Source organism: Nocardia arthritidis, assembly GCF_011801145.1.
In the GTDB taxonomy this organism is placed as follows: Bacteria; Actinomycetota; Actinomycetes; order Mycobacteriales; family Mycobacteriaceae; genus Nocardia; species Nocardia arthritidis_A.
Map to the genome: position 1 here is coordinate 8,617,288 of NZ_CP046172.1, position 16,273 is coordinate 8,633,560.

The window sequence follows — 16,273 nt, forward strand, 5'->3', positions numbered from 1 at the left end:
GTCAAGACCTGCGAATCATCCGGTACCACATGGGTCCGGCGTCCGGTGTGCGCCGAATGCTGCCGGGTGTCGCCGACACCAGCTCCCAGAACGGCGCGAAACCGGTGTCTATTTCCTCCGGACGCACGCTGAGCGGCCCCTTGGTGAACGCGTACAGGTACAGCGTCGCGCCGGGCTCGGCGAATCGCGCGATGCCCTCGGCGTAACGCGGTTTCGCCTCGTCGCGCAGGCTGTGCGAACAGCCGAAATCGAGTAGGAAGTCGTATCGGCCGCGCAGCGCGTCCGGCGGAATGTCCACCAGGTCGCACTGGACGAATTCGATATCCACACCGTTGTCCGCCGCTTTGCGCCGAGCCTGTTTGAGCGCCTCCTCCGCGATATCCACACCGGTCACCGACCAGCCGTGCTGGGCGAGATAGACCGATTTCGATCCGGCGCCACATCCGAGATCCAGCGCCCGGCCGGGCCGCAGCGCATCCGGCCCCTCGATCAAATCGACCAGTTCGGGCATGGGCGGACCGAGATCCCACGGCGAAAAGCCGACCTTGTACGCGAAGTTGTAGGCGCGGTTCACCAACTTCGATGATTTCGCTGGCGGGTTCATCGGTCGATCCGAACCGGCTGATCGCCCGCGGCGACCTGATCCTTGAGCTCGGCCCAGCTGCGGGCCCTGTCGGCAACAGTGGTGAGCACGACGATATATCCGTCCGGATCGGTTGCCTCGACATCGACGGTATTCCAGGGCGTCAATAGCGGGCCGTTCACGGTGCCCTGCGGCAGTTTCGCCAATCGCTCGGCGATTTCCCGCATCGACTGCTCGGTCTCGGCATTCACCGTGAAGCTGAGCCGCATGCCGCGGCCGAGTGGGCCCGACAGCGGTTCACGCGCCGGGCGCAGCAGCATATCCCGGTATTGCGCGCGCCGCAGATGCAAAACGGCGAGTTGGCCGTCCGGACCAGTCAATTGCTTCTCCACCCAGAAGCCGAGCCCGTCCACATACCATTCCAGTGATTTATCGATATCGCTCACCAGCAGAATTCCGAAATTCGGCATATCGGGGATGTCGTCGAAACCGACACCCTCCGGCGCCCGCTCGTGGCTGGCGTGGTTCACATAATTCATAATGATTCCTATCCGCCGCTACGGCTGCGAGGTGTAGGGCAGGGCCCGGACTTCCTTGAGATTGTTGAATGTGTCTATCCGCGCCGCCGCCGGGTCGACGCATAATTCCGGTCGCCGCGTGAGCAGTTCGCGAAGTCCGGTACTTATCTGCAACCGCGCGCTATTCGCGCCGAGGCAGTAATGCATGCCCTTGCCGAAGGTCAGCACGGCATTCGGGCGCACCGGACACCCGCGGACCGGCTGCGCCGCCGGTTGCTGCGCGAGGTGCACGGCCGAAATGTCGATCGCCACTACGGTGCCCGGCTCCAGCACCATACCGAGGCATTCGCAGCGCTCGACGACGAAGCGGAATATATTGCCGAAAGGCGGCTGCACCCGCATCGCCTCCTCGGCGATCTCGCCGATATCGAATATATCGGAACGCGCATTCGCCAGCAATTGCTTATCGGACCATATTTCACGACAGGTTATGCTCGCACCGACGATCATCGGTTCTATACCGGCCATCAGCAATTGCCCGATCAACGCCGCGATCGGCCAGGTGCCCGCCGAGTCTTCGGCCAAGGCGCGCGCCGCATCGAGAAAAGGGCTGGACCGATCGCCGCGGAGCAAGCGGTCGGTCAACGACTTCAAATAGCGCATCACCGTTTCGTGCGCGCGAACTATTTCCGGTGAATGCTCGGTCTCCCCCAGCAGCTGCTGTTTGAACAGGTGGATGACCAGCTTGGACACCTTGCTCAGATTCGGCCAGTCCGATTCGGGCACACCGATCATGGCGAACGTACTGTGCATCAGATACGGGGACAGGAATTCGGTCACCAGATCGCCCTCCGCGGGCATCTTCGCGGCTTGGGCGGCCGCGAGCTCTGTGAACATATCCGCGAACTCCGCCGTGGTCCGCACGGTGAACACCTTGCGCAACTCCGTGTTGAACCGCGTGTAGTTCGAATTGACGGTGTACCAGAGCTGGAAGAATCCGGAGATCGATGGCACCTCGTCCTCGCCCGGATACCGGGTCGGCGAGGTGGCTCCCTCGCGTTCGATACCGGCGACGATATGCCGATCGCGCAATACCGCGTCGGCCAGATCCGGTCGCAATACCTTCAGCCGGTTTCGCGTGCTGTCCCACCGCAGGCCGTCAATTGTCGCCGTGACTTCCACGGTCGCCTCCAAATATCATCAGTTGCTCAATCGACTCGCTCGGTGCTCGCGCACCGCCCGCAGCAATTCCGGTTCCGCGGTCACGCCGGCCACCTCGCTCAGCACGTGATGACCGAGGAATCCGAGGAAGGATTCGTGTTCGGGAATCAGTCCGAGCCGGTTGTTGTGGGTGTGCAGAAAGGCCGCGAGCAGAACCTGCTCGCGCCTGGCGCGGGTAGCCGCCGGACCGGCCAGCTCGATCGCCGCGCGGATATCGTCGTCGAGCCCGCGCCACGCGGTGCCGATGGCGCGGTGGAACGGATCGTCGTCCAGGCGTTCCGGCGCGGCCAGCACCGCGGCCACATGGGTCGCCAACGCGCAGCGGCGCTGCTGCAACAGCTGCGGCCAGACGCCGAGGAATTGTTCGAAGGTGTACGGCGACCAGAGCAGGCAGTAGTGCCTGAAGAATTCCGCCATCTCGGCGGTGCTCAGCCCGGCCGCGCACATGCCGCGCAGCATTGTCGAGAATCCGATGCCGAGCCGCTTGGCCGAATCACCGGAAATCGTTGCCAGCGCGGCCAATACGATATCGCTGCTGCTGGTGAAGTACTCCTCCGCCAAGGCGACGCCGCGACGGCCGCCGTATTTCTCGTACTCCGGCGTGTATTCGGCGTACCGGACGGTGTCGGGTGGCTGCACCTCCGCGACATCCTCGTTCTCGAGTGCCGCCATCGTCGGCTGTGCGGCGCGGAACTCGTCCACATCGAAGCTCGTGCTGTCCGGAAACTCCGCGAGATACGCCGCCAGCTTCGTCGCCGCCTCCGCCGTCACCGCGTCCGCATCCGCCGCGGCGACCCGGAAACGCACCCGGACATGGTGGCCGCCCTGCCAGTAGCGCAGAAAGAAGGATTGCGAAATCCCACCGGACGAGCGCAGACCGGCGAGCACCGGAGCCAGGCCGTCGACCAGAAATTCGTCCTGCCCGCTGTATCGGTGCACGTGCAGGCTGCGCCACACCTGATCAGTTGTCATTGCCGCCTCCGGATAGGGTGAACTCGACGAAGAATTCCTCGGCGCTGTCGGGATTCCCGGATTCGGCATACCGTTCGGCGCCGGGCAGACATTCCTGGAACAGCACCGTGCCGCCATCGTTCGCGCGGGCCTGCTTGGCCAGCACGTACATCAGGAATGGGTTGTGCGTATCCAGGTAGTGCGGCTTGTGCAGCCGCGCGCTGCGCGCCTCGATCGCCCACTGCCGGGTTTCCTCGAGCAGGTTGCGTTCCGAATCGGGTGTCCGGCGGGGCGCGAGCACGCGGAAAAAGGTCGTTCGCGGCAGCCCGGCCGCCTGCCGCCACGCGTCGAATTCCACCAGCGCCGACAGATCCTGCCGCTCCAGCCCGGCGAGTGCGGGCAATTCGCTTACCGGGAAACGCCAGGACCGTCGATCGAGCACCAGATCACCCAGCATCAAGCGCGGCCTGAACGGCTGACCCACCGACTGGTGACGGTCGATCTGATCCCACAGCCCACCCCGATAGGTCCGGGTCGGCGCGAATACGCACAGGAACCGGTACAGCATCGGCGCGGCGGCCGGATACAGAAAGTTCAACGGGGCCAGGTCGATTCGAGCGCCATCCACGGCGGATATCAATTCGAGCCTGCGCGTACGCGGGTCGGCGCGCACCAGGAGATCGGCGATGGTCAACGGCCGCGGCCCATCCGGGTCGGCCACCGAACCCGGATACACCAGCTCCAGCGGGCAAAGCCGCGGATGCATATTGAAATTGAGGCCGAGCACCGCGGTGATATCGGTCTGCCGCGGTGTCGTCGCGGCGATGTGCGTACGGAGTTCGTCGGCCAGATTCCATTGCTCCGCACCGGATTCGAGCAGACCGCAGTACCGCGAGAAGAACACTCCGTGTCCGGTGGTGACACCGTTCACCACCAGCAGGTCGTCGTCCAGCTGTATCCGGTAGGCCGTCGAACGCCAGGCGGGCACCGTATCGGGCAGCGCGCGCACGAATTCACGCAGCCGCTCCGGGTCCAGGCGCACCGCATCGGCGGCGCCCGCCTCCGCGACCCGATCTCGCAGCAGCGCGAAGAATTCCGAACGCAATTCGATGACCCGCGCTGCGGCCGGGTCGCCGAGTCCGCACATCACCGCGCTCGCCTCCTGCGGCGACAGTTCGTCGAATGCCCGGAAAAGCTCCGCGACCGGAACGGGTGGGCCGTCCTCGCCATAACGTCGCACATAGAACGCGTACAGCCCCATTTTCTCGATCGTCGCGTCGTCGAGGACCGGAACCAGCCGCTGGTACAACTCCAGATAATCGGCGTTCGCGCCGACCAGTTCGCCCCGCCAGCCCGCGGCCGTCGCACGGGTGCCGACATCCTCGTATACCGCCGCGCGCATCGCCTCCTTGGCGGGCGGACTGCACTGGCAGATATCGACGAATCGCCCCACGCAAGCCCGCAGCCCGCCGAGCAGTTCGGTGCGGGCCTGCGGCGAGGATTGCGCGAATCGGTCCTCGATTCCCTGTAGTTCCTCGAATATTTCGGCGCACGCGACGGCCTGTGCGGTACCGGCCTCGCGCAGCCGCGCGGCGAGCTGTTCCGCGGTTCGAGTGGCCTGATCAGGCAATCCGATACCGCGGTAGCAGAGGCCGACTTTCACCAATCCGTCGATGGTCTGCCGGGCCTGTTCCGCCGACAATCCGCCCTCGACCAACGTCTCGCGCAATTCGCGTTCCGGCACTTGACCGTCACCGAGCACCTTGCGCAGCAGCGTAATCAGATCGGTGTTCCGCGCGCTGATCACCTTGTCCGGCGTGAAACCGTCATCGGCGCCCTCCAGCGGACGCCTGATGAATACGGCCCGGTCGCCCGCGCAGGACAGCGAGTTGTTGAGCCGCACCCGCAGCACCCGGTCCGCACCGTCGATCAGGCGCAGCTGATGCGCCATCCAGGCCAGCAGGCCGACGCTGAGCCGGACTTGCGAGAGACGTTGTCCCGACGCCGATTTCGCCGTCCAATCGTGCGCCCCGATTTCGGTGAACGAGCCGAACGGGGACGGTTTGAACACCACCCGGTAGGCGAAGCTGGTGATGGTGCTTTCCATGCGCCGCGTCCGGCTCGGTTTGCGTCCGGTATCGAACGGGTCGGCGGCGAAGGCCATCACCTCGCGATACACATCCTCACCCGACAGCTGCAGACCGCGCTGGAAGTCCTCGTGCAGCGCCACTTTCGCCAACGTCGTGCGTGCCTGCTCCAGCTCCGATCGGTAGGTGGCATCGGCCTGCGCCAGCAGTGCCCGCCGTTGTTCCGCCGCGCGATTCCACTCGATCAGCAGATCCCGGCAGGCGGTGGGCAGCGGCTCGAGCGGCGCGGCCGCCGATATAGGCCTGCCGTTGTGCACATCGCGGCGCAGCTTCAGCACCGCGCGCCGGTGTTCCGGCGAAAGTGTCGGAATCGCTTGGTGCAACTCATCTTCCAGCTGTGCGGTACTGGCGTCGATATCGATTTCATCCGCCCGCCGGAGCAGGTCCCATGCGCGCGCCGGAACCAGATCCGCGAGTTCGGACAGGCCGAGCGTGCCGCGCCGGAACAGCACATACGGGCTGAATCGTGGGTCTGGCGTTGTCATTCGAGCATCACCGCTATCTCCCAGTTCGGGTCGACACCGACAGCGCCGACCGATACCTGCGCATGCGTTCCGAAAGCCGTGCCGGACAGGCCATATGTCCGATCGACCAGGTCCGCGTCGAACCCGAGCACCGGATGACTGCCGTTCCCGACCGCGGCCGCCGCGACCGTGAGCGCCTCCACCGCCGCCCCGATACCGAACTGCTGCTCCCGATATCCGCACATGCCACGGCCCGCGGCTCGAAAGTCGGTGGGCGCGACGGGATGTACGGTGAACGCCGCCAATTCGATATTGACCGTGTCGGCGAACAGCGCCCGCTGCAGGTCGGCGGCCGTAGCGCCGCCGTCTCCGACAGCGACCAGGCGGCCGTCCTCGTAGCGGTACCACCCCGCGGGCACCTCGGCGACCCGATGTACCGCGCAGAACAGGTGAATATCCGTGCCGAGCACACCATCCGCGCAGGCCCGCAGTTGACCCACCGCGCCGGCCGCCGACGCGAGCACGGTGGCCAGATCCACGGCGGTGACGGTGGCGCCGGTGAAGAGCCGTCCATTGGATCGCCTGTGGCGCAATACATCCGGATCCAGCAGATCGACGGGCATCGGTTCCGGTAGCGCGATTTCCCGACCCGAAATCGCAGACATCATCGGGCCGGGTATATACCGTCCACCGGATACCGTCGGCTTGGCGGCCGCGTTCCAGGCATCGAACAGCGCCGATCGTTTCATCACCCGGGAGCGTTCGATAACTGTTGGTACACACGCTGATTCGGATGGCGCATGCGAATCGCCAACGGAACCAGGGCGTCCCAGACCGAGCACCGCGACGCACAACTCCTCGGCCGGGTCCAGCCCCAGCATCGCGCCGACCAGGTCCGCGGAAAAGTCCGCCCGCACCTCGACCCGCCCGAAGACGGCGCTCGCCGATCGCACCAGGCGACCGAGCACGATACCGGTATCGACCGAACCCAGGCGGGCGGCGAAGTTGCCGTACTTGTAGAAGTTCTTCCAGAACCTGTTGCACAGCAACAACATCAGGGGTGGCAGGTCCGTGGGTTCGCCGATGGCCTTGCGGATTCCGTCGGCCCGCCCCAGGTGCACGAGCTCGTTCCGATACGCGTCGTAGTGGCTCACCTGACTCGCACCCGGCCACAGCACATACAGCTCCGTCGGATACATCGCCCCGCCGGAGGGTATCGATCGCCGCATCAGGTATCGAGATCCGTGATATTCCAAGGCCGCTCGGCCCGGTGCGGATGGCAACCCGCCCGTGGCGTCCACGCGGATCCGATTCACCGCGAGGCTGCCCGCGAGCACCCTCGCCAGCCCGGACGCCGGATCCAGCCGAATGCGCCGGGCGCCCGAGTAAACCTTGACCGGCCACGGTCCGTCGGCCCAATCCACTTGCCAGTCAGCCGGATTCGCCGATTGCGGATCGGTTCGCAGCCGCGAGACATAGTCGAACAATTCGTCCTGCCCGGTCACGGGAATGGATGGGGAACGCACCCGATCTCCTCTCCCTCGCCGCACTGACCGCGATAGGGAATGGCGGTCTCACCGGTGAGCCGGGGCAGCCCGCACACCCGGCGATTCAGGTAACCGAATGTCATCGGCACGGTCCCGGGGACGAGCACCCGCACACAGGACAACCCGTTGCGCCGCAACTCCGGCATGGTCTGATCCACCGCGAGCACGTCCAACCCGGCGGCCAGCATGCCCGAGAGCGCGGTATCCAGATCCGCGCACAGATCGGATTCGCCGGTCTGCAGCGTGCTCGCGATATCGCCGAGCGCGACCCGTTCCGCATCGCGGTCGAGCAGGAAGCCGTAGCGCGGGCGCGCCTCGGGCAGCGCGCCGACCAGCGGATGGTCGGCCATGGTGCGAATCAGCGTCGGATCGGCCAACATTCGAAGTCCATCGGCGCGCCGCCGCGGATAGCTGTGCGTCGTGGCCTGCACGCTGCCGATCAGCTCGTGTAAACCGCCGATGATCGCTTGAATCGGATCCGGATGCGCGCCCGAACCCGCGAGCACACGCGGACCATCCTGGTGGCTGTTCTCGGCAACCAGCCAGAAGCTCGGCATCCCGTACTCCATGGTGGATTGGAATGCGCGGAACCGGAATCCGGTGAACAGCTTGGCCTTTCGCAACAATTGCCCGAGCGTCCCGCCGACACCGTCGAGGTCGACTTCGGGCAGCGCCAGCCTGCGGTACCAGGTGAGCAGGAACGAATCCCGTTCCGCCACCTCACGCAGCCCGTGCAGGATCGCCTCCTCCGGTGAATTGCCGAGGGCACAGCCGTTGGAGGTGTCGTACATGAAGGAGATTTCCCCGTCATGCCGCGGACCCCAGAATGCCGCCCGCTCCGGAATCAGCACCGCCTGCTGTTTGCGGAACGAATAAGCCCAGACCCAGTCGACAACGGTGTCCGGACTGAATTCCTGGTAGCGAAACCCTTGTGCGGCATAGCTTTCCGCGGGGTGGGTGCCGAGTTCGGGCGGGTAGATCGCCTCGTCCGCGATATCGGCGTACGCGGCGCGCACCGGCGCCGTTCTGCCGCCGCGGAACATCCCGGCATAGCGCTCCAGCCCCTCCAGCACGGCGATCGTGCGGCTCGACCCGAAGGAATCGCCCCGGCCGATGGCGGGCTCACGGCGGCCCCATCGAGTAACCAATTCGACCGAACACGCGCCGATCGGGCTCTGCAGATCCTGCCGGAGTTCCTTGAACAAACCCAGTCCGCCGAACAGATATTCGCGCTCGATTACCCGCGCATCCAACTCCCTGGTGCGCAGCGCGCCCGGCGCGAGCTTCGGCAGCGGTGCGCCATGGAATTCCGGAATGGTGCCGGTGCCCGATTCACCGCAATTGGCACAGGTCGAATCGGGCAGCAGCAATTGCCGCTCCACCGTGCCCGTCAGACCGTCGATGACGATTACCTGGCCATCGACGAGATCCGGGTCGGCCAGGCACGCCCGCACCTGGAGTTCGACTATCCGCAGCAGGCCGGGCCCGAGCGTGCTCACGGTGAGGTCGCGCGCCGCGACCTCGGCGAAGGTGTCGCCGAGCAGATCCGGCCCGAACGACGAATTCGCCGTCCGCGTGACCAGACAGTGCGGGCATCCGGTATGGCCCGCCCGCCACACCGGTCCGACGTAAACGAATGAGCGCCAGGTCCCGACGAACAGCAGCGAGTGTTGCGCGGCAACGCATTCGAGAATGATGTCCTGATAGTCACCGATCCGGTTCAATTCGGCGACCAGCACTACGGATGAGCCGACCGACTCTTCGGAAAGCAGTTCGGCGAGGAATTCCGCGACGAAACCCTCCCCCACCACGGTCATCGTCCGGGCGGCGGTCACGGGGTCACCCCCGACACCGGAGCGGCGAACAGGTATCCATCGGCGCCGAGGAAGGGCAGTAGTTCCGACACATCCAGCACACCGGGATGACCGGTCAGCATGACGGCCGCTTCCTGCCAGTCGGCGACCGGTGGAGCGAGATGGGCGACCGTAGCACCGTTTTCCGCCACCGCGCGCAGTAAAGCGTTGTGCAGGGCGTGATCCGGATCCATCCCGACCCCCGCGGTGGCCTCGGAATCCGTGCCGCGCACCCACGCGCGCACCAGCCCATTCGAAACCTGCTCGTACGCGGCCGAATTCGGCGGCGTGCCGATATCGGCGAGGGTTTCGAGCAGATAGTCACGCACCGGGTGCTGCTCACCGGAAACCGGTTGCCAATCGAGCGAGCCGGGTGGCTCGGCATAGGCGGACGCGACACCCATCCGGTACCACGCCTCGGCCGCGGACCAACCGGCCCCGAAGACCCACCCCCGCGCCGGATGATCGGTGAGCTCGGCGATCCGGGATGCCTGCCATTCCAATGCGTACAGCACGGCCTGATTTCGCGCCTCACGCGCCGAAATAGCCTGGCAGTGAATCTCTTTCGTACGCGGATAGGCGGCCGTGGAGTCCGGATCGGCGACCGTGCAGCTGCTCGCCGAAAGCGGCAACTGACCCGCGTCCGCCTCGCCGACCGAATACAGCGGCCCGGTGATCGAATCGGTCCACCGGGTGGTGACCTCGACGATCCGGTCCGAAACCCCGATCAGCTCCACCGGATCGTCGGCCGCCGGAATGTCGAGGCGCACCGGTTCACCGCGCAGCGCGGCGACGTTCACCGGCCGCGCTGCCGTCATCCGGATATGGCGGCCGCACAGCGGATGCCTGCGGCCGGTATGCGTACGCACTACGGGCGCAAAGGGTTCCGCCGTGACAACGCTCCCGGCGCCGGTCGCGAGTTCGGCCAATTCCGCGAACAGCTGCTGAACCAGATGGAGTGCGCCGATGGTCGCGGGCGCGGGTGCGAGTGCGGCCGGACCGGAATCACCGACCGCCCGCGCGGCGATATTGCGGTGCAAGCATTCCCAACACCAGGAGTCGTCCGGGCTCGCGGGTGTGGCCGCCACGAAATCACCGCACCCCCCGAGCACGCCGACAGACTTTCCCGCGGCCCGCAGACCGGCCTGTAATGCCGCGATCTCCGCCGCATCGCCACGGTCCGTCGCCAGCAGCACCCACCGCGCGTCGCGAAATTTCGTCACCCGACTCAGCTCATCGAGTTGGAACGCGGATTCGATGGTCTCCCACTGGAATTGCGGATCCCTGGCAACCGCGTCACGCACGGTCTGCGCTATCTCCCGATCCGGCGTGAGGACGGCCACCTTCGCGATCCCGAAATCGGCCAGCGCACCGACCACACCGCGCAGCGCGACACCATCGCCCGCCACCGCGACGAGCTGTGATCGCACGCGCAACAAACGGCTCACCGGACGATCGCCGTGATGTTCGAGAAATGCGAGATGGGTGGCGTATCGCGTGCGCATCCAACCGGGTACCAGCTCCGGCTCGGCCTCGACCGCGCGGACGAAACCATTGCCCGCCAAGGTTTCCACCAGCTTCGTCACCGAACCGGCCGCACCATCGGAAAGTCCCGCACACAGATCGCCGACCGTGCAGGTGCCGTCCAGCCTGGCGAAAACCGCGGCCACCAGGTCATAGGCACCGCCGCCGCGAATCGTGAACGACCCGATGTTATTTCGCAGCCATACGCCGTCTTCGTGTCGTACGTAGAACGCGTCGGCCTTCACCTTGAACCGACGAGTATCGGTATTGATCATCAAAGTTTCCCGTTGTCGCTGTAGGCAGCACCGGCCGCGATCTCATCGATGCATTCGATCCGGGTCGGCCGCTGCGCCTCGGCCAATGCCGCACAATGCGCGTACACGTCTTCGTCGCTCACTCGACCGACCACCTTGGCGACCAAGCGTTCCAATCCGGCCGGGGTCCGCTCGACCAGCACCCTGGCGTCCACCACCCCGCGCAGCTCGAGCAGATGCCGTTCGATATCCCGCGGATACACCAGGACGCCCATGAATTTCTCGCCGCCATCGGCCCGCCCCTGTAAGCAGAGGTTTCCGTCACCGTCGAAGTGGCCGTAGTCGGTACCGCCGTTACCGGCGGTGAATTCCGCACCCGGGCGCCAGATGTATTCGCAGCAGTCCGGTCCGGCGACCCGGATCATGCCGATGCCATTCGGATCCGGATCGCTGATCCACACCGCCTTACCGGCGAGCGGCCGACCGACATGTTTGTTGTGGCCGGGTGCCCGATCCACCGAGATCGCGCCGGTTTCCGCCGTACCGTAGATATTGGCCACCGCGACACCGGAAAAGCGCTCGCGAATCAGCTCGACCCGCGACTCGCTGAGGTGTCCGCCGCCCAGGAACAGCGTCACGCCGCGCATATCGACCTTTTCGCGCAGGCCCAGACAGGCCGCGGCGGCCAGTGACGGAACGGCCAGGACGAACGCCTCGCCCGCTCGCCGGACCGCGGACCAATCATGCGACGGAAATACGATCAAGTCCCGGCGGCGCATCAGACTCGGCAGCACCGTCATGAAGAATGCGGCGGAGAACTGCAGCGGCAGGCAGGTGGCCAGGCTGGCGGGCAGTTCGCCGCCGAATATCGCCTGTTCGTAGTGCAGCGCGATCAGCTCCCACATATCGGCGTGCCCGATCGCGATTTTGGGAACACCGGAGCTGCCCGAGGTCGCCACACCCCACAGCGGCCGGTCGACCGATTCGAGAAATGGTTGTTCCAACTCGGACAGCGCGGGGGCCAGCTCGCGCACCCCGACACCGATTGTCGCGGGCGAGGTCCACAGCAGCACGGTGTCCGGCACGGTCGCCACCGCGAAAAGCGAACAGAAAGCCTCGAGACCCCCGGCCGGATCGACCACGTAGGTGCGCCCCGGTGCGATAACGCCCGACCGCTCGATGCCGCGGCCGAGCAGCGAGTCCCAGCCGGCGAAATCGGCGCCGAAGTGCACGCCCGTCTCGGCGGCCTTTTCGGGCGCGGTCAGGAAACCAGTAAACGCTGGACGGCCCATGCGCCCCATCCTTCGATAGTTTGCGGACGCTCCTCCGGAACGTCCCCGCAAACCCCGTTGTCTCGCAGATACGCCAGCACGGCCACCGTCTCCAGCGAGTCGAGTCGACGCGTTGATTCGTTCTCCTGCAACAAATTCCGCAATTCGCCGCACAGCCAGAACTCCTCCAGCGCCGCGGTGAAGTCCGCGGGTTTGTCGTGGCTGGGAATATGTCCCGCTCCGTCGATCACCCGGCCGAACACCCGGGGACCCAACTGCCGCGCGTTCATCGCGGCGGTGTGCTCGACCGACTTCACCGTGCCATTCGCCAGCAGCACATCGGCGGAAAGGTTTTCGACGTGCAGATATTCGAAAACCCGCCCGGCATCCGCACTGAAGGCTCGCAGGGTGGCGCGCCACCGATCGCCGTGCAGGCGGGTATAGGTGGCGGCGAGTTCGGGATTGTCCTCGGCCAATTGCCAGAAGCCGCCGAGCTGGGCGAGCAGCGCATCGCGATGGATACCCGGCGCGAAACCCGAGAGGGCAAGGGAATTCACCAGATCCGGTCGCTCCACAGCGCACCGGACCGCGATCGGTCCCCCCGCATAGGATGCCGCGACAACCCGCGCCGGACCGAAACGTTCCAGCAGGGACACCACATATCCGAATGCGTGATCCATGTAATTCTCGGCGGCATCCATCGGGCACCGGCCATGGCCGGGCAGATCGACGGGTACTACGTCGTAACGCCCGCGCCAGGCCTCGATCTGCGAACCGAAATGCCCATATGCCGTGCCGAGCAGTCCGTGCAACAAGAGCACTCGCGGTCGGCCGCTGCCAGTCATGCGGCTACTCCTCTATCTCGGACAATTGCCGGTCAGCCGACCGCGATACGCGCTTTTCCCTTCGCCGGATCGACGAAGTGACCGACCTCGGTGCCCCGTGCCTCGATCCGGCCGAGAATGTGGCGCGGCCGACGCAGGTCCGCGACCAGGAATTGGGAGGTCTTCTCGTCGTTGCGGGCCGCGGAATCCGCGCGGTACGGCGCGACATCCGGGCTGCCGGGGCTGATCACGCCGGCCAAGCCGATGGCCTGGTCCTGGAATTCCTCCGGCTCCCTGGTGGTCAGCACCAATCGCTGATCCGGGCAGGTGAACGCGAGCACCGCCATCATCCGCAGATAATCCTTGTCGTTGATGCGGGTGGTATCGCGCGAGCTCATCGCGGGACGCATCCGCGGCACGGACAAATCCACCACCGCGCCGCGCTCGCGCAAATGCGCGGCATGCGCTACCAGGTGCACCAATTCGACGGTGACATCCTCGTGCAACCCGACGAGCACGCCCGGATTGACATAGCGGAAACCGGCGTCCAGCCAACGGTCGAACGAAACGACCCGCCGGTCGAAATCGGCCTTCGGCACGCCCATGGACGTTTTCCCCATGAACTTCCGGTAGGAATCGCGATCGTAGGTCTCCTGGAAGACGCACATGGTGACCGCTTCCTCATGGCCGACCCAATCGGCGAGTACGTCGATCTCGTCCGGCTCCATGCTGCCGATATTGAAGTAGATCCGCTCGAATCCCATATCGAGCGCGGTGCGCATGGCCCAGCCGATCCGGAAGGCGGTGCTGAGGCGCACATATTTGTCCTCGTACTCACCGGTCAGGAAACCGATGCCCCGGACGCCCTCGTGCTGGTACAGGATCTCGAGCTGCTGGATGATCTCGTTCCGCCCCGAGAAACGCCGGTCCAACCGCGCGTTGCCCTTGCGCATCGAGCACATCTTGCATTCCGAATCGCAATGATTGGTCGTATAGAGCGGCACAAAGGTGTGCAGGCGTGGGGTGCGCTGGGCGCAGCGGGCCTCGGCCGCGATGCGGAGTTCTTCGGTGGTGATCGTTTCGTCCTGCCACAGCGCCAGCGCAACGGCGGCCCTGGACGCCGGAAGTTCGGCATCCATGCCCTGCTCGAAAATTTTCCGCGTATCGACGGCATTCGCCTCTGCGCGCACCGCTTCGATATCCGGCATCACGAAGTCGGCTGCGCCGGCTGAATTGATATTCATTGCGGCCCTTTCTGACAACGGGGCCTCACCGGCATTTACGGAACTGCCGATCGCGTTCCCCGATTTCTTTTCCAGCAGAGCCGACCATAGCATCACCCGATTCACACTCCGCCGAATCAACAGCCCACCCACCTGCGGAAATGACCAATTCTGGAGATATCCGATGACACTGATTTATGCCCGCTGGAGCGCGGCTATAGCGACCGTATAGCGCAATTAAAGGCACCGGCAGCAGTATTGACACGAAACAATGCCCTACCTACGATTTCCAATTGGGGCCGGACCTTCACATATTTACGAAGAGAATTGAGGTACTCCGTCATGGAGAACAACCTGCCCGCGCTGGATATCAACGCGCTCGAGATTTCCGAATTCCTGGACGACAGCCGCATGGACGACCGCGATGTGGTCGCCAAGGTGATGTCCGCATCCTGCACCACTTGTGAGTGCAGCTGCAGCTGCTCGTCGTAAATCGTCCGCTAGGGCCGATCTCCTCGGATTCCGACTTAAAGCGGTTGAGCAGACCGAGCCTGATGCCTTGACGGCGGCTCCGCGCCCGGCCCCCTTCGACCGCGCGGGGCCGCCCTCATGGATTCCACGATGGATCGACCATCCTGGAAGTCGAAAGGAATTCCGATGACGTCCTCCCTGCCCGCGGTCGTGCCGGATCTACCGTCCAGCACCGCGGATCAGCGCATGCTGATGATCTACGTACACATTCCGTTCTGTCATTCCAAATGCACGTTCTGCGACTGGGTCCAGGCGATTCCGACAAAAGATCTGCTGCGCAAACCCGGCGATTCCGTCCGGCAGAACTACATAAAAGCGCTGTGCCGGGAGATCACCGAGCGCGGCGCCGCACTGACCGCCGCCGGGAATATCCCCTGCGTCATGTACTGGGGCGGTGGCACGGCCAGCAGCCTCGAGCCCGAGGAATCCACCGCGATCATGGACGCGATCCGATCGGCGTTCGATCTGAGTTCGGTGCTGGAGGCGACCATCGAGTGCAGTCCGGACACCGTCGACGAGGCCAAGCTGCGCTTCTACCGCGAGCTGGGATTCAATCGGGTATCCAGCGGCGTGCAATCCTTCGATAACGAACGCCTGCGCAAACTCGGCCGCAGGCACTCCGCCGAACAGGCGGACAGAATCGTCTACGCGGCTCGCGAAGCCGGCTTCGATGACGTGACGATCGATATCATGTCGGGCTTTCCCGACCAAGATATTCCGGAACTGGTCGCGACCGTCGACCGCGCGCTCGAGCTGCCGCTGAGCCACCTTTCGCTGTACTCCTTCCGGCCCACCCCGGGAACCTTCATGCGGCGCACCGTGAGCGCCGATGGCAAGCGCGATTACCTGCGCAAGCAGCAGGTGCTGTTCACCGAGGCGCGCAATCGCATCGGCGCCCGGCTGGAGGAATACGCATCGGGATACTTCGGCAAGGTTTCCCCGTTCGCCGCCATGTATTTTCAGCTCCGGGCCGATACCGTCGGCCTCGGCTCCGGTGCGATCTCGCTGGTCGATCAGCAGTTCATGATGCACCGTAAAGGGCTGATCCATCAGTACATCGCGGATCCGCTCGGCTTCGATCTGGCGGTGCCCGCCGGTCAGGACCGGGTACTGATCTCGTTCATCCAGGCCGGGCTCGCGATGTTCGACGGCATTCTGCGCCAGGAATGGCAGATTTCCACCGGCACCGAATTGGATGAGGTCCTCACCCGCCCGACCATCGCTCCGCTCATCGAACTGTTGCGCCGCCGCGGGCTGACCGAGGACGACCGGGGAATTCGGCTCGACCCGAAGGTCGCCGGGCTCACCCTGATCGAGCTCGCCTTCGAAATGGCCATGTCCCAACCGGAAATGGGTTGAGCG

The 16,273-nt window shown here is 65.1% G+C and carries 13 protein-coding genes; 2 read left to right on the top strand and 11 right to left on the bottom strand.

Annotated features, from left to right (window positions below; genetic code table 11):
* Nucleotide 1: 1 nt before the first annotated feature.
* From F5544_RS39025 to nocL, 11 genes are read right to left on the bottom strand one after another with little or no spacing between them, the layout of a single operon-like run.
* Nucleotides 2-604, bottom strand: a complete 603-nt coding sequence (locus tag F5544_RS39025) for a class I SAM-dependent methyltransferase (protein ID WP_167477795.1) — start codon at nucleotides 602-604, stop codon at nucleotides 2-4.
* On the bottom strand, nucleotides 601-1,122 hold the full coding sequence (locus F5544_RS39030) for a VOC family protein (protein WP_167477796.1): 522 nt from the start codon (nucleotides 1,120-1,122) through the stop codon (nucleotides 601-603). Before F5544_RS39030 ends, F5544_RS39025 begins: the two co-directional genes overlap by 4 nt.
* An 18-nt stretch (nucleotides 1,123-1,140) precedes the next feature.
* The gene (locus tag F5544_RS39035) at nucleotides 1,141-2,283 is read right to left on the bottom strand and encodes a cytochrome P450 (RefSeq protein ID WP_167477797.1); all 1,143 of its coding nucleotides are present in this window, start codon (nucleotides 2,281-2,283) and stop codon (nucleotides 1,141-1,143) included.
* A gap of 18 nt (nucleotides 2,284-2,301) precedes the next feature.
* Entirely contained in the window at nucleotides 2,302-3,294 is a 993-nt protein-coding gene (locus F5544_RS39040) for a thiopeptide-type bacteriocin biosynthesis protein (RefSeq protein WP_167477798.1), read from the bottom strand.
* Complete coding sequence (locus tag F5544_RS39045) at nucleotides 3,284-5,905, bottom strand: lantibiotic dehydratase (protein WP_167477799.1); 2,622 nt, start codon at nucleotides 5,903-5,905, stop codon at nucleotides 3,284-3,286. Before F5544_RS39045 ends, F5544_RS39040 begins: the two co-directional genes overlap by 11 nt.
* Nucleotides 5,902-7,410, bottom strand: coding sequence for a hypothetical protein (locus F5544_RS39050; protein ID WP_167477800.1), 1,509 nt, complete (start codon nucleotides 7,408-7,410; stop codon nucleotides 5,902-5,904). Before F5544_RS39050 ends, F5544_RS39045 begins: the two co-directional genes overlap by 4 nt.
* Complete coding sequence (locus F5544_RS39055) at nucleotides 7,386-9,266, bottom strand: TOMM precursor leader peptide-binding protein (RefSeq protein ID WP_167477801.1); 1,881 nt, start codon at nucleotides 9,264-9,266, stop codon at nucleotides 7,386-7,388. The genes F5544_RS39050 and F5544_RS39055 overlap by 25 nt, the downstream gene beginning before the upstream one ends.
* Nucleotides 9,263-11,083: a hypothetical protein gene (locus tag F5544_RS39060; RefSeq protein ID WP_167477802.1), complete on the bottom strand. Its 1,821-nt coding sequence runs from the start codon at nucleotides 11,081-11,083 to the stop codon at nucleotides 9,263-9,265. The genes F5544_RS39055 and F5544_RS39060 overlap by 4 nt, the downstream gene beginning before the upstream one ends.
* Nucleotides 11,083-12,354 carry an AMP-binding protein gene (locus F5544_RS39065; protein WP_167477803.1) on the bottom strand — a complete coding sequence of 424 codons (1,272 nt, stop codon included), beginning with the start codon at nucleotides 12,352-12,354 and terminating at the stop codon, nucleotides 11,083-11,085. Before F5544_RS39065 ends, F5544_RS39060 begins: the two co-directional genes overlap by 1 nt.
* Nucleotides 12,324-13,178, bottom strand: a complete 855-nt coding sequence (locus F5544_RS39070) for an alpha/beta fold hydrolase (protein WP_167477804.1) — start codon at nucleotides 13,176-13,178, stop codon at nucleotides 12,324-12,326. The genes F5544_RS39065 and F5544_RS39070 overlap by 31 nt, the downstream gene beginning before the upstream one ends.
* Nucleotides 13,179-13,210: 32 nt before the next feature.
* Nucleotides 13,211-14,401 (bottom strand): 3-methyl-2-indolic acid synthase, encoded by a 1,191-nt coding sequence (gene nocL, locus F5544_RS39075; protein ID WP_167477805.1) that lies wholly within the window; start codon nucleotides 14,399-14,401, stop codon nucleotides 13,211-13,213.
* Nucleotides 14,402-14,722: 321 nt separating this feature from the next.
* Between nocL and F5544_RS39080 the strand changes: the two genes are divergently transcribed.
* Together F5544_RS39080 and F5544_RS39085 are read left to right on the top strand one after the other, a co-directional pair.
* A complete protein-coding gene (locus F5544_RS39080; protein ID WP_167477806.1) occupies nucleotides 14,723-14,872 on the top strand; it encodes a thiocillin/thiostrepton family thiazolyl peptide in 150 nt (49 codons plus the stop codon).
* A gap of 165 nt (nucleotides 14,873-15,037) precedes the next feature.
* Nucleotides 15,038-16,270: a coproporphyrinogen-III oxidase family protein gene (locus tag F5544_RS39085; protein ID WP_167477807.1), complete on the top strand. Its 1,233-nt coding sequence runs from the start codon at nucleotides 15,038-15,040 to the stop codon at nucleotides 16,268-16,270.
* The last annotated feature ends 3 nt before the right edge of the window (nucleotides 16,271-16,273 follow it).

Coding starts and splice junctions, on each gene's coding strand:
- F5544_RS39025 (WP_167477795.1), bottom strand. CDS start 604: ATGAACCCGCCAGCGAAATCATCGAAGTTGGTGAACCGCGCCTACAAC.
- F5544_RS39030 (WP_167477796.1), bottom strand. CDS start 1,122: ATGAATTATGTGAACCACGCCAGCCACGAGCGGGCGCCGGAGGGTGTC.
- F5544_RS39040 (WP_167477798.1), bottom strand. CDS start 3,294: ATGACAACTGATCAGGTGTGGCGCAGCCTGCACGTGCACCGATACAGC.
- F5544_RS39045 (WP_167477799.1), bottom strand. CDS start 5,905: ATGACAACGCCAGACCCACGATTCAGCCCGTATGTGCTGTTCCGGCGC.
- F5544_RS39060 (WP_167477802.1), bottom strand. CDS start 11,083: ATGATCAATACCGATACTCGTCGGTTCAAGGTGAAGGCCGACGCGTTC.
- F5544_RS39065 (WP_167477803.1), bottom strand. CDS start 12,354: ATGGGCCGTCCAGCGTTTACTGGTTTCCTGACCGCGCCCGAAAAGGCC.
- F5544_RS39070 (WP_167477804.1), bottom strand. CDS start 13,178: ATGACTGGCAGCGGCCGACCGCGAGTGCTCTTGTTGCACGGACTGCTC.
- nocL (WP_167477805.1), bottom strand. CDS start 14,401: ATGAATATCAATTCAGCCGGCGCAGCCGACTTCGTGATGCCGGATATC.
- F5544_RS39080 (WP_167477806.1), top strand. CDS start 14,723: ATGGAGAACAACCTGCCCGCGCTGGATATCAACGCGCTCGAGATTTCC.
- F5544_RS39085 (WP_167477807.1), top strand. CDS start 15,038: ATGACGTCCTCCCTGCCCGCGGTCGTGCCGGATCTACCGTCCAGCACC.